Origin of the sequence: Luteibacter sp. Sphag1AF, assembly GCF_014192715.1 — a bacterium.
Taxonomy (GTDB): domain Bacteria; phylum Pseudomonadota; class Gammaproteobacteria; order Xanthomonadales; family Rhodanobacteraceae; genus Luteibacter.
This window is the reverse complement of sequence record NZ_JACHYH010000003.1, coordinates 287,223-301,875: the sequence shown is the minus strand read 5'-3', so window position 1 is coordinate 301,875 and position 14,653 is coordinate 287,223. Positions and strand designations below refer to the sequence as shown.

Sequence of the window (14,653 nt, the reverse complement as noted above, 5' to 3'; positions counted from 1 at the left end):
CATTCATGAGCGTTCTCGTTAACAAGAACACCAAGGTGCTCGTGCAGGGCTTCACCGGCCAGCAGGGTACCTTCCACGCCGAGCAGGCGATTGATTACGGCACCAAGATTGTCGGTGGCGTGACCCCGGGCAAGGGCGGTTCCGAGCACATCGGTCTTCCCGTGTTCAACAGCGTGCGTGACGCCGTCGACCAGACCCAGGCCGATGCTTCCGTGATCTTCGTGCCGCCTCCGTTTGCGGCCGACTCGATCCTCGAAGCCATCGACGCGGGCATCAAGGTCATCGTCACCATCACCGAAGGCATCCCGGTCCTCGACATGCTGCGCGTGAAGAACGTGCTGAAGTCGCATCCGGACACCGTGCTGATCGGCCCGAACTGCCCCGGCATCATCACCCCGGGCGAATGCAAGATCGGCATCATGCCCGGTCACATTCACAAGCCGGGCAAGGTCGGTATCGTGTCGCGTTCGGGCACCCTGACCTATGAAGCAGTGTTCCAGACCACGAATGAAGGTCTCGGCCAGTCCACCTGCATCGGTATCGGTGGCGATCCGATCAACGGCCTGAACTTCATCGACTGCCTGAAGCTGTTCCAGGACGATCCGCAGACCGAAGGCATTATCATGGTCGGTGAAATCGGTGGCAGCGCAGAAGAAGACGCCGCCGAGTTCATCGCTGAATACGTGAAGAAGCCGGTCGTGTCGTTCATCGCAGGTGCTTCGGCTCCTCCGGGCAAGCGCATGGGCCATGCTGGCGCCATCATCTCCGGCGGCAAGGGCACGGCGGCTGCGAAGTTCGCAGCGCTTGAGAAGGCCGGCGTCACCACCGTGAAGTCGCCTGCCGATCTCGGCCGGACGCTTGCGGGTCTGATGAAGTAATAACGCTTCGGCGTCAGTGATACAGAAAAGGCCGCGACGAAAGTCGCGGCCTTTTCTTATGAGCGTTTGTCGTGGTTCAGAGCGCAGGTAACTGCCAGGTGGACCGAAGGCGTGCGTACTCGTCCTTGGGCAGCAGGACGAAAACCGGCTTCTTCTTCGGATCGAGCCACGCCAGCAGATGTTCCATCATCGTGTCAGGCATGGCAGTGCATCCTGCGGTGGGGGAAGTGGGCGACTTCCATACATGCGCGAAGATGCAGCTGCCTTTGCCCGTCGCACCTTTGGCGTTGTGTTCGATGACGAAGCCGACGCGATACGCCTGGTCGCCATGGAAATGCAGATCGCGGCGCATCGCCTCCGTAGACCCCTCGACAGCTTTCGCGCCAACGTTTTTCGTATCGACCAGTTGGTTGTAGTACGGCGAGCCGCTGACGTCCACGCAGTAGTCTGATGCGGTGAGCCCGCGCCATGGCAGCGCGGTGGGATAGTCCTCGGCATATCCGAACGCCGTGCCAATGCGAAAGACGCCTGCGGGACTGCGGCCATCGCCTTCGATTTTCTGAGGCCCTGTTTGCTGGGGTGGGCTGATGCCCATGCCCCATGCCGCGCCCGTTCGACCGATGGTGACAGGCGTGGTCGTTCCCTGATCTTTCCAGCCGGACGCCACGCGATTGAAGGTGTGCAATGTGCCGCGATTCGCGTCCCATGCGTCGATCACCACAACGACCATCTGCTGTGCACCATTCCAGGGCAGTGGATGGCTGGTCCGTGCGGGCGCCGCCGCTGCGCCCGCCAGAACCATCGCGCCAAGAAGAACACACGAACCGCGTCGCAGGGTGAACATGGGGTGTCCTCGTCGTGGTGGCCGGTTGATGCTCAGGGGCGAATGCGCACGATGCTGGTCATGCGGTCCACAAAGCTGTGTTTCTCGTCATACATCAGTGGTAGCAGAGGCGTGACAGCCACTTCGTTGATGACCGTGCGGATCAGCGCGCCCTGCTTGTTGCGCACATTGATGCCAGTGACATCGTGGATGACGTACGGCTGGCCGTCGATGCGGCCGATCATCATCATGACGTGGCCGGGGATGTAGATCAGGTCGCCGGGTTGAAGTGATTCGACAGCGGACGCGCGCGCGTCGTGGCCATCTGCATCGGTGAACGCCTGATGGTCGAGTCCCGGGCTCGTGCTCTGGTCGCCGGTGTTGCGCGGCAGGACGACGCCCATGCTGCGATACACGTCTGCAACGAAGCCGCTGCAATCCCGGCCGTTGTATGCGTTGCCCCAGCCGTAACGCTCACCGAGGAAACGAAAGGCCTGGCGGATGATGTTGGCCTGGGTGAGCGGCAGGTATCCCGCGGATGACTCGCCATTGCGTTGCAGGAGGGCCGGCTGGAACGCGAGATGGCCGTCTGTCGTGCGAACAGGAAGTCGCAGCACGTACGAGGTGGAAGCATTCTGCCCGTTTACGACACCTGTTTGTGTAGCGAGCGGCACGCGCGTGCCCATGTCGAGTTGCCGTTCCGACACGGCGACAGATTCGGGTGTGTACACCGTGCGCGGCTTGGCACCCGTGATGACGCGAAAGGGTGTGGCGTCGACCTGGGCGAATACCTGCTTCGCGCTTCCCTGCGCGATATCGCTGGCGGCCACCCACGCGGCGTAGCGTTCGCTGACCACAAAGAACCAGCGGCCGTCACGTGTGGTGTGCACGATGGCGACAGGGTCGCCCGGATAAAGCGCGCTTTCCTGGAAGCGGTCGATATCGGTATCGCCCGGCTGGCTGAAGGCTCGCATACCAGTCGGATAACTGCGCAGCGAAGTACGCGTGACCGCCATGCCGTAGCGGGGCGTTGTGCTCTCGGGAATGGTGTCGATGCCGGCATGGTTCATGACGGTGTTCAAAGCGGACTGATCGATGCGCAGTCCGTTGTCGGTGTACAGCGGCCGGGTTGGCATCGGCGACGCCTTGTTTACCCAGGCCAGCACCTGATTGCGCGGCAGCGTCGCAGGCAGGTGGCGGATGTCGTACATGGATGGATCGAGCCTTGCGATCTTCCGGTTGAGTGCGGCGATGGCATCGGGAGCAAGGATGATCGCGTCGGGCGTGTCCAGCCGGGCTACCCAGAAGGTCGGGTCAAGCTGGGCGTCGGCCACGCCGGGAAGCGTGGCGCTGGCCTGAGTCTGTACCACGGCATGCGAGGCCGCCGTACACAGGGCAAGAGCGGCACTCAGCAGGGCGAGTCGCAGAAAGGTCATGCGGTAGTCTCGTTCATCGCGAGGTGACGTGAGGTCGAGGATATCGCACGACCGGCCTGGCTGCGGGGACCACGGTCACATGCTGCTATGGTCTGTGGGGATTCATTAAGCGGAGTCTGAAATCATGCGTTGTCGCCTCAGCCTGATCCTCGCCGGGATGGTCGTTGCCTTACCCGTTCTGGCCGAGCCGCCCGCCACCGTGTCACCCGCCACCACGCCGGCCGCTGCGGGCATGATCGACGTTCGCACGCTGGTGCCTGATCTGGCTGAAGACATGCGCTATGCCGGAAGCGACAATTTCACCGGCACCGTGGTGGATGGCTACGATGCTCCCCGCTGTTATCTGCGCAAGGGTGCGGCAACGGCATTGGCGCGTGTGGAGCACACGCTGCGTCAGAGCGGCATGCGCCTGAAACTGTGGGACTGCTATCGCCCGGCGCGTGCTGTCGCGGTTTTTGTGCGCTGGGCGCACGACCTGAGCGATACAGGCACAAAGGCCGTGCACTATCCGAACATCGACAAGAGCGCGCTACTCGGGGAGTACATCGCTCCCGTATCGGGACACAGCAAAGGTGCGACAGTCGATCTCACATTGATGCAGTGTCACGCGGGCAAGTCCTGTGTTCCGTTGGATATGGGAACTGATTTCGATTTCTTCGATCCGATGGCCCACACCGACGCGGCGACCATCAGCCCCACACAGAAGACGAACCGTCTGCTTCTGAAGAAGGCGATGGAAGGTGCGGGCTTCGTCAACTACCCGCAGGAATGGTGGCATTACTCGCTGCCTTCCGCCGTCGACCCGGGTGTCATCTACGACGTCCCCGTGCGCTGACAGAACGTAGTTCACATAAAGGATGGTTAGACGTCCAAACGGTTGACACGAACTTGCGGTGTGCTACAAATGGTGCGCAGCAGCAGACTCAAGGGGCTGTCCGTGCATTTTCCATATCAGGCATATCGCCTCATTCATCGCCGCGCGCCTGGCGTGCCGCGATGTTGTAGCCAGAGCGCGTTCCGCTCCCGGGCTTGACGGCCCGCGGCCAGTCCGCGCTCGCTTCCTCGCCGTTCATCAGTATCAACCAGCGCTCTCGCAGGCGTTACGGGCGGCTTTGGCCGTCGATCCGGCCAGTCTCAGCGAACCTTCCCGCCACCGTCCTTCTGGATCGTGGCGCGGTGGAGGCTGGCCATTCATGGGGAAGGGGTGGAACGAAACGATGGCAATGCCGCTATGGAAGAAAACCGCGCTGGGCACGGCGATGCTGGTTGCGCTGGTCGACGGGGTCGTGGCCCAGTCAACCAGCGGGTCAATTTATGGGCAGGTCAAGGCGAGTGAGGGTGATGTGGTTCGCGTGGACAACGGGTCGGGCATCGTGCGCGAGACATCCGTGGACGCACGCGGCCGGTACACCGTGTCGCAGTTGCCGCTGGGTACTTACAGCGTGTCGGTGTCGCATGCGGGCACAGTGATCCAGAGCCGCGACAACGTTGCCCTTCGCGTGGGTTCCGGCGTGGACGTGTCGTTCGGTGACAACGAGGTGCAGGAGCTCGGTGGTGTGACCGTGTCCGGCCGCGTCGCGCCGTCCATCGACGTGACCTCGGTGGACTCGCGCACCGTGGTCACGGCAGATCAGCTGGCACGCCTGCCGCTGGCCCGTTCATCAGAAGCCATCGCATTGCTGGCACCGGGGGTGGTCGACAACACCGGTGGCTACAAGAGCGCGACGGGCAATTCGCTGGTGACCTTCGGCGGTTCGGCGGCCAGCGAGAACGCGTACTACATCAACGGATTCAACACGACCGATCCGCTGCGTGGCTTTGGTGGCCTTTCGCTGCCCTATGGCGCCATCGAGCAGCAGGAAGTCTATACAGGTGGCTACAGCGCGCAGTACGGCCGCTCCGATGGCGGCGTCATCAGTGTGGTGGGCAAGCGCGGTACGAATCAATGGCACGCGGGTGCCCAGGTGCTGTGGGAACCGAATCGCGCGCGGGCGCAAAGCATCGACACCTACTACACCAACGGCCTGCCGCCGCAGCCCAAAGCCGGTGCGCTGTATGCGCCCAACCGCGCGGACAACAACACCTCCACGACGGTCAGCGCGTATGCCGGTGGCCCGCTCATCAAGGACAAGCTGTTCCTGTTTGCGGCCGCTGAAGTGGAGCGACAGACAGGCAACACCGTAAGCGACGTGACCAAAACACAGGCGCCCGACACGGCCTACCGGTACACCAATCCGCGCTGGTACGCCAAGCTGGATTGGAACATCGACGAGAACAACATCCTGGAAGTGACCGGCGCGTCGGACAAGAGCAAGAAGAACGGCACGATCTACGACTACGATTATCAGGATCGTCAACGGGGCGACTACATCGCCGGAGCCAGCGACGAGAAATATGGCGGCGACGTTTATACGGCCAAATACACCGGTTACATCACCGAGAACCTCACGCTCACCGCGCAATACGGAAAGATGGATACGGCCAGTTACCTGAGCCCGCCAGGCTACGATCCTTCGGCAACCTACATCGCCGGGCTGGTTTATCAGAACCCGGCAGTGACGGGCGGCTCGTCGCGCGGCAGCAGCCAGACCGTCGCGTCACTGACCGATCCCGGGCGGGGCAATGCAACGACCAATACGCGCATCGACCTGAGCTACGTGCTGGGCGATCACACGCTTACCGCCGGTATCGACAACCAGACTGCGCGTGCCCGCAATCAGGGTAGTGCAAGCTCAGGCCCGGGCTACACGTGGACCTATGCGCAGGGGCAGCCGGATCTGCCGATCTCCACCGGTTTGGGTGTGGCGGCGCCGGGTGGCTATCCCGGGGGCGAGAACGGTTACTACGTGGTGCGCGGCGTGGCATCGAGTCGTGCGACTGTCCGCTCGGATCAGCGGGCGCAGTACATCGAAGACAAGTGGCAGGTGACGGATCGCTGGCTGGTCACGGTGGGTCTGCGCAACGACCAGTTCACCAACTACAACGCCCACAGCGAAGCCTTCATCCGGCAGACAAAGCCGCAATGGGCGCCTCGTCTCGGGTTCAGTTGGGACGTGTATGGCGATGCGAGCTTCAAGGTGTACGGCAACGCTGGCCGTTATTACCTGGGTTTGCCGCTTAATCCGGCGTTGAATGCGGCGGGCGGTTATCTCAGCACCAGCCAGTACTTCACCTATACCGGCATCGCCGGTGATGGTACGCCCACGGGGCTGACGGCGATTGCGCCGGGTGTGCCGGTATCGTCAAACAATGCGTTTGGCGTGTTGCCTGATCCGAAGACGGTAGCTGCGAAAAACATGAAGGCGGAAAACCAGGACGAATATATCCTGGGATTCACGAAGCTTGCCGGCGACCACTGGGTGTATGGCGCCAAGGTCACGTACCGCAAGCTGCGCAATGCCATCGACGACTTCTGCGACATCGACGCGATCATCAGCAAAGGCCAGTCGCTGGGCTACGACGTGAACAAGCATCAGGCGAACAGCTGCTATCTGTTCAATCCCGGGCAGGCGAACACGTTCAACCTCATCGACACGTCCGGCCGCTACGTTGCCATTCCGGTCAGCAACAAGGAGCTGGGATTCGATGGCCTGAAGCGCTCTTACTACGCCCTCGAACTGTTGCTGGAGCATCCCTTCGACGGTCGCTGGTATGCGAAGGCGGGATATACGTTCTCGCGCAGCTACGGCAACACGGAAGGCCAGTTGCGTTCGGACCTCAGCCAGACGGCTACCTCGACCAGTGAGGACTGGGACAACAGCGCGATCATGGTGAACACGAATGGTCCGCAGAACAACGACCACACGCATCAGCTCAAGCTGTTCGGGTATTACCAGATTGCGCCGGAGTGGCTGGCTTCGGCCAACATCAGTGCGATTTCCGGCGCGCCGCGTCACTGCCTCGGTTACTACGGTCCCCATCACGAGGACCCGGTGGGATACGCGCCGTACTACCACTTCTGCGACGGGCAACCGTCGCCGCCGGGCAAGCAGGGCCGGCTGCCGTGGATTCGTCAGATTGATCTGGGCCTGACCTACCGGCCTGCCTTTGCCTCGCAGAAGCTCGCCTTCAGCGCCAGCATCTTCAATCTGCTGAACGAGCAGCGGGCGTTGCAGCGGTCGGCGGTATCGGAGTCGGGCCCGGGCATTTCCGAGGCCGCCTATGGCGTGATTACCCAGCGCCAGGCCCCGCGTTACGGGCGTTTCAGTGTGTCGTACGACTTCTGAACGAGGGCGTCTGTCGCGGCTCGCCGGGTGGGCGGGCCGCGACGGCGTTATCATCGGCACTTCGCCCGCACGATAACGATTGTCCCCATGACTTCTTTTCGCTTCGCTCTGGCCCAGTTCGATTTTCCCGTGGGCGCGGCCAGCGCCAACGCCGCCCGGGTCCGGGAACTTGCCGCAAAGGCACGGGACCAGCACCAGGCCTCGCTCATTGCATTCCCCGAGCTGACAATCAGTGGCTACCCGCCGGAAGACCTGCTGCAACGGCCCAGTTTCCTTGAAGCCTGCGAGCAGGAAATGGTCGGGCTGGCTTCGCGGCTGGAAGGCATCGCAGCGGTCGTGGGGCATCCGGACACGCGCGGTGAAGTGTTCAATGCCGCCAGCCTTCTTCGCGAGGGCAAGCGTGAATGGACGTATCACAAGCAGGCGCTGCCCAATTACACGGTGTTCGACGAAAAGCGCTACTTCCGCGCCGGTGAAGCCAGCCGCACCTTCATGATGGAAGGTGTGCGGGTGGGCATGCTGATCTGCGAAGACATCTGGGAAGCCGAGCCCGCTGCGCATGCCGCGGCGGCTGGCGCCGAGATGCTGCTGGTCATCAATGCCTCTCCGTATGACAGCCGCCAGGCGGCCACGCGCGAAGAGCTGCTGCGCCGTCGTGCCACGGAAAACGACATCCCCATTGCCTATGTGAATCTTGTCGGTGGTCAGGACGATCTGCTGTTCGACGGTGGTTCGCTGCTGGTGCAGCGCGACGGCCATGTCGTGGCACGGGCGCCTTCGTTCGAGGAAATGCTGCTTCTGGTGGAGTTCGATGCGGCATCTCGTTCCCTGCGTCCCATCGACTGGCCGGAGCAGGACGACCGGGGTCCGGAAGCCACCATGTATGCGGGGCTGGTGCGGGGCGTGCGCGACTACGTCGGCAAGAACCACTTTTCAGGCGTGCTGCTGGGCCTTTCCGGCGGTATCGACTCGGCACTGACCCTGGCCATTGCAGTGGATGCGCTGGGTGCTGACCGGGTCACGGCGGTGATGATGCCCACCCGTTACACCTCGGACCTCTCGTTGCGCGAGGCAAAGGCGCAGGCTGAGCATCTGGGCGTGGAATACCACATCCTTCCGATCGAGGGCATTTACGAAGCCTTCGTGGGAACGCTGGCACCGGTGTTCGAGGGCCGGGCGCCGGACATCACGGAGGAAAACCTCCAGTCGCGCTCGCGTGGCGTGCTGCTGATGGCCATGTCGAACAAGACGGGCCGGCTGCTGCTGTCCACCGGCAACAAGAGCGAGATGGCGGTGGGTTACGCCACGCTGTACGGCGACATGTGCGGCGCCTACGCGCCGCTGAAGGACCTGTACAAGACGGTGGTCTACGACATCTCGCGCTGGCGCGCGAACGTCGATGGCGCGATCCCGCTGGCAGTGATCGAGCGTCCGCCGTCGGCCGAGCTTCGCCATGAGCAGACCGATCAGGATTCCCTGCCGCCGTACGACGAACTGGACGCGATCCTGGCCCGCTTCATCGAGGGCGAGCAGTCGGCCGAGGACATCATCGCGGCCGGTTTCGACGATGCGACCGTGCGCCGGGTGATCCGGATGGTGTTCATCAACGAGTTCAAGCGCCGCCAGGCGGCGCCCGGGCCGCGGGTGACCACGAAGGCGTTTGGGCGCGAGCGTCGCTACCCCATCACATCGGGCTGGCGCTGAGCCCCCTCTGCGGAGGTGTCCACAAAGAAAAACCGGCTTTCGCCGGTTTTTCTTTTTCCCTTAGTGGTGACCCGAGAACGGGATCGCCTTGCGCCAGATGGAAGGGGCGTGGGGCCACTTGTCATCGGTCAGGTAAGGGTGGTTCGGGTAGTTCAGGGCCAGCACCTTGCGGGTCTGGTCGGCCAGGGCCGGGCGGTCCAGGCCAATGTAGCTGCGGGTGAGCAGCGCCAGGGCATCGGCGGTTTCCGGCGACTGCTGGTAATGCTCGATCACGTACTGCGAACGGTTGGCAGCGGCGATATAAGCCTTCACCCGGACGTAGTACTCGGCGACGTTGACCTCGAACTGGGCCAGCTGGTTGCGCAGGAAGATCATGCGCTGGCGGGCGTCCGTGGCGTAGGCGCTGTTGGGATAGCGGCGCGTCAGCTGGCTGAAGTCGTCGAAAGACTGCAGGTTGTAGCCCTGATCGCGGCGCGTGGTGGCGCTTTCACGCCCCAGGTAGCGCTCGATCAGACCGCCGGTTCGATCAAAATTGATCAGACCGCGCAGGTAATAGGCATAATCTGCATGCTTGTGGGTCGGAAACGTCTTGATGAAGCGGTTAATCGTCGAGTACGCGTCTTCCGGCTTGTTGTCTTTGTACTGCGCGTAAGCCAGCTCGATCTGCGCCTGTTCGTTGATGTCACCAGACGGGAAACGGGCGATGAGGCGTTGGTACGCCTTCTCCGCCGCTGCGAAATCAGAGTTCTCCAGCGAGTCGTGGGCATTGGCATAAAGCTTGTCCACCGGCATGGTGTCGATGGTTTCGCCCTTATGACGGAACATCGAGCAGGCGCTTGTCGCGAGGGCGAGAGCGAGCAGAATTATCAGCTTGGTAGCGCGCATTGAGAGAGTTCGGATGCTTAAGCGAATTTGCATGATAGCCGAAACCGGCCGGTCTCCGGGGGCACGCTCGTGACTGTGCTCCGGCATGAGGCCACGGTGCCATTGGTGGCCGCGGGACGTCGTTTCGACCAGGCTTTGGCCGAGATGTTCCCGCAATACTCCCGCTCCCGCCTTTCGGGCTGGATCAAGGCGGGTCTGGTCCTCCTGGATGGTAAGAAGGCGCCCCCCCGCCAACTGCTGCACGGTGGGGAAAAAGTTGTTCTGGAAGCGGAACTTGAGACGGAAGTGGAGGCGGCCCCGGAGGCCATGGACCTCGATATCCGCTTCGAGGACGATGACCTTCTGGTGCTGGACAAGCCGCCCGGCCTGGTCGTCCATCCGGGTGCGGGCAACTCGGCCGGCACCCTGCTGAACGCCTTGCTGCACCATAGCCCGAAGCTGGCCGAATTGCCCCGGGGGGGCATCGTCCATCGTCTGGACAAGGACACGGCCGGCCTGATGGTGGTGGCCAAGTCCATTGCTGCCCATACCGCGCTGGTGGCCATGCTGTCCCGGCACGATGTCCATCGCCAGTACGAGGCGGTGGTCACGGGCACGATGGTGGCCGGCGGCACGGTGGACCAGGCCATTGGCCGCCACCAGCATGATCGCCTTAAGCAGGGCGTCCGTGAGGTGGAAGATGGCGGCAAGGAAGCCATCACCCACTACCGCATCCGCGAGCGCTTCCGCGCCCACATGGTGCTTCAGTGCAATCTGGAGACGGGCCGCACGCATCAGATTCGCGTGCATCTGGCCCATATCGGGCACGCGCTGATCGGTGATCCGCTTTACGGCAACGGCCTGCGCCTGCCCCGTGGTGCGGATCAGTCGCTGATCGACACGCTGCGCGGGTTCCGTCGTCAGGCCCTGCACGCCGAACGTCTGGCCTTCGAGCACCCGATCACGGGCGAGGCGCTGGACTTCACGTCGCCCCGTCCAGCCGATCAGGAGGCGCTGATTTCGGCGCTTCGTGTGGACACCCAGGCGCATCCGGACGACTGAGCATGAGCGATCCCTGGATCATTCCCGAATGGCCGGCGCCACCGCAGGTGCGCGCCGTGGTTACCACGCGGCAGGGTCCGGGGGTGTCGGTCGAGCCGTTTGACCGGCTGAACCTCGGTTCGCGCTGCGGGGATGATCCGGTCGCGGTGGCGGCCAATCGCGAGGGGCTTGTTGCGGCGCTCGGATTGCCAGGGGCCCCGTACTGGCTGAGGCAGGTGCATGGCACGACAGTGGCGAGCGCCAGTTCCGATGGTCCGGAGCCCGAGGCCGATGCTGCGGTGGCGGAAGGTTCTGGCACGGCGCTGGCCATCCTCACGGCCGATTGCCTGCCGGTGCTCTTCTGCTCCCCGGACGCCTCGCGCATCGGGGCCGCGCATGCGGGCTGGCGCGGATTGCTGGCCGGCGTGCTGGAAAACACTGTGCAGGCGATGGGCGGCGACGTCATGGCCTGGCTCGGGCCGTGCATCGGGCCGGCGTCATTTGAAGTGGGCGATGAGGTCCGGGTTGCCTTTGTGGCCCGGGACGCGTCGGCAGCTGTGGCTTTCCACCCCACGCGGCCGGGGCATTGGCTGTGTGACCTCTACGCGCTTGCCCGGCAACGCCTGGAGCAGGCTGGTGTGCGCAGCATCCATGGCGGCGGATTCGATACATTGACCGATCCGCGCTTTTACTCTTACCGGCGCGATGCCGGAAAAAGCGGCCGGTTCGCTTCGCTGATCTGGACGTAATGTCCACCCAATTCTAAGGGATGATCAGACCATCCTTAGTTCTTCGTCGACGAGGCCGCGCCCAGGATCGTCGCATCCACAATCGTGCCCTGCGACAGCTTCAGCCCGTGATCGTGCAGGTGCTGGTTCACCGCCTTTAACAGCTGCTCGGCCAGACCGTGCTTTTCCAGCAGATGCCGGAATTTACCCACAGTCGTTTCGTCCGGCACCGGCTCGCGGCCCAAGGCGATATTCACGAATCGGCGCATCGATACCGAGTCATACAGGGCTTCTTCCACGGCCGGGTCGCTCAACGCATACCATTGCTGCAGGAAGTGGATGCGCAACATGCGCTCCAGACCCACCGGGCGACGGCCACCTTCAGCACGCGCCTTGGGATAGAACGGTTCGATCACCGCGCACAGCTCCGCCCACGGGGACGTCGCCCCCTCAGCCGGACGCCGGTTACCGGCCGTCCCAACCCAACGCGTGGTCAAAATCAGCACGGTCAGGAGCCAAGTGCGGGCGTTGCTGGAAAAGTCCGGACATCCGAATCTGCGGGCCGTGGTCGGGGCGGTTGCCGGAAACGCATAGCGACCGGGCAGCAATCCGGTTGAGGCCGGATGAAGTCAGGCCGATAGTGGAAAACAGGGAAAGGGGGAACCACCAATGATTACCGCACTCACCTTAGCGAACGTGGCCACGTATCCGGTTGCCGGCGTGCTGATGGGGCCGCTGAACGTTTGCAACTTCATCTATGGCCCGAATGGGGCAGGCAAGACGACGCTGTCGAAATTCCTGTCCGGGCAGGAGGCCGAATCCTTTGGAGGATGTGTGGTGTCGTGGCAGGACAACCGGGCTCTCCGGACAGACGTCTATAACCGCGACTTTGTCCAATCGGTTTTCGGAGAAGACGGCAAGGCCAAAGGTGTCTTCACCCTCGGGGAAGAAGACAAGGCCATCCAGGGGCGCATCAAGGCGCGGTCGGAGGATATCGCTGCCTCACTGAAGGAAGAGCAGGGCTTTACGCACAACCTGCAAGGCAGTGACGGCAACGGAGGAAAACTGGGGGAGATGGCAACAGCCGTCAAAGCATTGAAGGATGCATGCCTCGCCCAAACCAGAAAACACAAGGAAGAGTTCAAGGTTGCGCTCACCGGAGTCATGGGTGACAGCGACGTCTTCCGGGCCCGGCTTTTGGAACGGCGGAACACCAACAACGGGAAGACCTGCACATTCGAGGATTTGCAGGCAAGGGCCCGCACGGTGTTTACAGCTGACCCGTCGACGGTACCACTGTTGCCGATTACTGACCTCACGCGCCTCACCATGCTGGAAAATGCACCGATTTTCGGAAAGGCTATCGTGGGAAAGGAGGATGTCGACATCGCCGGACTCATTTCCCACCTGCAGAATTCCGACTGGGTTGCCCAAGGTGTGAAGTTCCTTGCGGAAAGCAAACCGCAGTGTCCGTTTTGCCAGCAGGAGATTCCGCCAGACCTGGAACGTGACCTGGCTGACTTCTTCGATGAAGCATTTGCTGCCAAGACGGCAGCACTCAGAACGGCGGCCGACAGTTATGCCGAGACAACCACGAACATCAGTGCATCGATGGAACGGTTGCGTGAGATGTCTACGGACTATCACGACAGGGTGGAGCTTGGTCGCCTCATTGACGTGTTCGATGAACGTCTCCCGGCGGCTCTCCTTAGGATACAACGGAAGCTCCAGTCACCAAGTTCGGAGATAAAGCTCACCGGCCTTGTGGCTGCACTTGAAGCCGTCAATACACTGGTCTCTGAAGCAAACCTGAAAATTACGGAACACAACAGGATGGTTGCCAACGCGGCCTCTGAAAAGACGGCACTTACAGCCGACTTTTGGCGCTATCTCATTGATGTAGAGCTTAAGGATGCCCTGGGGGCGTGGGACCAGGCCTGCAACACCACCGGCAAAGCCATCACAGGCTTGAAGGAAAAAATCCAGAACGCAAAGGATGTGCAGGCAAAATGGAAAAAGGAGCTAAACGGGCTGGAGGAGAGGACCACCAGCACGCAGCCGACCGTTGAGAAAATAAACCAGACGCTAAGAGCCTTCCACTTCACCAACTTTCATCTAAAACAAGCAGAGGAAGCCCATACATATGTGCTGGTCAGGGCAAATGGACAGCCCGCGCATCACAACCTGAGTGAGGGCGAGAAGACATTTATTACCTTCCTCTACTTCTACCACTTGGCCCGCGCCTCCAATTCCACCACCGCCATCGAAGAAGACCGCGTCATCGTTCTCGATGACCCCGTCTCAAGCCTCGACAGCGACATCCTCTTTGTCGTGTCTTCCCTGGTGCGAGAGATGGCCGAGATGGCACGCGGTGGCAAGGGGCCCATCAAGCAGGTTCTTGTGCTCACGCACAACGTCTACTTCCATAAGGAAGTCACGTTTGCAAAAGGAACCGGCGGCCTTTCTAAATCCGCGTTCTGGGTGTGCAGGAAGAAGGGTGGCGTCAGTAACCTTGTTGCCTTTCAAAACAACAATCCCGTCAAGAGCAGCTACCAGCTCCTTTGGCAGGACGTCCGAAAGCCAGCAGGCCATTCACTCACGCTTCCCAACACCATGCGCAGGATTTTCGACAGCTACTTCAAGCTGCTTGGAGGCCTCGATATCGACAAGGCCTGTGGCAACCTCGTTGGCGACGAGAAGATTGCTGCGCACTCATTGCTTTCGTGGGCGAACGACGGGTCGCATGCGGTCCATGAGGATCTCTACATGGTCCCGAACGAAGACCAGGACGCGCTGTACCTGAAGGTCTTTAGGCGAATTTTCGACAACCTACAGCAGGGCGACCATTACCGCATGATGATGGGTGACGATTTCGAGCCGGAGGTCAAGGATGTCGCCGAGGCGGCGTGACATTCGCAGCGCCGGCACACCCCGTTTGCCCTCAGCCGTCCCG

General features: G+C 62.0%; 10 protein-coding genes and 1 pseudogene. 7 read left to right on the top strand and 4 right to left on the bottom strand.

Annotated features, from left to right (window positions below; genetic code table 11):
* Positions 1-5 precede the first annotated feature (5 nt).
* Positions 6-878: a succinate--CoA ligase subunit alpha gene (sucD, locus tag FHW69_RS10905; RefSeq protein WP_183423077.1), complete on the top strand. Its 873-nt coding sequence runs from the start codon at positions 6-8 to the stop codon at positions 876-878.
* A gap of 76 nt (positions 879-954) precedes the next feature.
* Here sucD and FHW69_RS10900 read toward each other — a convergent pair whose 3' ends face one another.
* Positions 955-1,722 carry a L,D-transpeptidase family protein gene (locus FHW69_RS10900; RefSeq protein ID WP_183423076.1) on the bottom strand — a complete coding sequence of 256 codons (768 nt, stop codon included), beginning with the start codon at positions 1,720-1,722 and terminating at the stop codon, positions 955-957.
* Between the two features lie 32 nt (positions 1,723-1,754).
* Entirely contained in the window at positions 1,755-3,137 is a 1,383-nt protein-coding gene (locus FHW69_RS10895) for an SH3 domain-containing protein (RefSeq protein ID WP_255494751.1), read from the bottom strand.
* Positions 3,138-3,261: 124 nt separating this feature from the next.
* On the opposite strand from FHW69_RS10895, the gene FHW69_RS10890 reads away from it, so the two are divergent.
* From FHW69_RS10890 to FHW69_RS10880, 3 genes are all read left to right on the top strand, one after another.
* On the top strand, positions 3,262-3,972 hold the full coding sequence (locus tag FHW69_RS10890; RefSeq protein ID WP_183423075.1) for a M15 family metallopeptidase: 711 nt from the start codon (positions 3,262-3,264) through the stop codon (positions 3,970-3,972).
* Between the two features lie 382 nt (positions 3,973-4,354).
* Positions 4,355-7,363: a TonB-dependent receptor gene (locus FHW69_RS10885; RefSeq protein ID WP_255494750.1), complete on the top strand. Its 3,009-nt coding sequence runs from the start codon at positions 4,355-4,357 to the stop codon at positions 7,361-7,363.
* An 87-nt stretch (positions 7,364-7,450) separates the two neighbouring features.
* Positions 7,451-9,067: an NAD+ synthase gene (locus FHW69_RS10880; RefSeq protein ID WP_183423074.1), complete on the top strand. Its 1,617-nt coding sequence runs from the start codon at positions 7,451-7,453 to the stop codon at positions 9,065-9,067.
* Between the two features lie 60 nt (positions 9,068-9,127).
* Here the strand turns inward: FHW69_RS10880 and FHW69_RS10875 are convergent, their stop codons facing one another.
* Positions 9,128-9,952: an outer membrane protein assembly factor BamD gene (locus FHW69_RS10875; RefSeq protein WP_183423073.1), complete on the bottom strand. Its 825-nt coding sequence runs from the start codon at positions 9,950-9,952 to the stop codon at positions 9,128-9,130.
* Between the two features lie 69 nt (positions 9,953-10,021).
* On the opposite strand from FHW69_RS10875, the gene rluD reads away from it, so the two are divergent.
* Positions 10,022-10,993, top strand: a complete 972-nt coding sequence (gene rluD / locus FHW69_RS10870; RefSeq protein WP_183423072.1) for a 23S rRNA pseudouridine(1911/1915/1917) synthase RluD — start codon at positions 10,022-10,024, stop codon at positions 10,991-10,993.
* A 2-nt stretch (positions 10,994-10,995) separates the two neighbouring features.
* Positions 10,996-11,721, top strand: a complete 726-nt coding sequence (gene pgeF / locus FHW69_RS10865; protein WP_183423071.1) for a peptidoglycan editing factor PgeF — start codon at positions 10,996-10,998, stop codon at positions 11,719-11,721.
* Between the two features lie 38 nt (positions 11,722-11,759).
* Here the strand turns inward: pgeF and FHW69_RS10860 are convergent.
* A pseudogene (locus tag FHW69_RS10860) lies at positions 11,760-12,137 on the bottom strand (IS5 family transposase); the annotation flags it as partial.
* Positions 12,138-12,369: 232 nt separating this feature from the next.
* Here FHW69_RS10860 and FHW69_RS10855 point away from each other — a divergent pair.
* The gene (locus FHW69_RS10855) at positions 12,370-14,610 is read left to right on the top strand and encodes an AAA family ATPase (protein ID WP_183423070.1); all 2,241 of its coding nucleotides are present in this window, start codon (positions 12,370-12,372) and stop codon (positions 14,608-14,610) included.
* Positions 14,611-14,653: the final 43 nt, after the last annotated feature.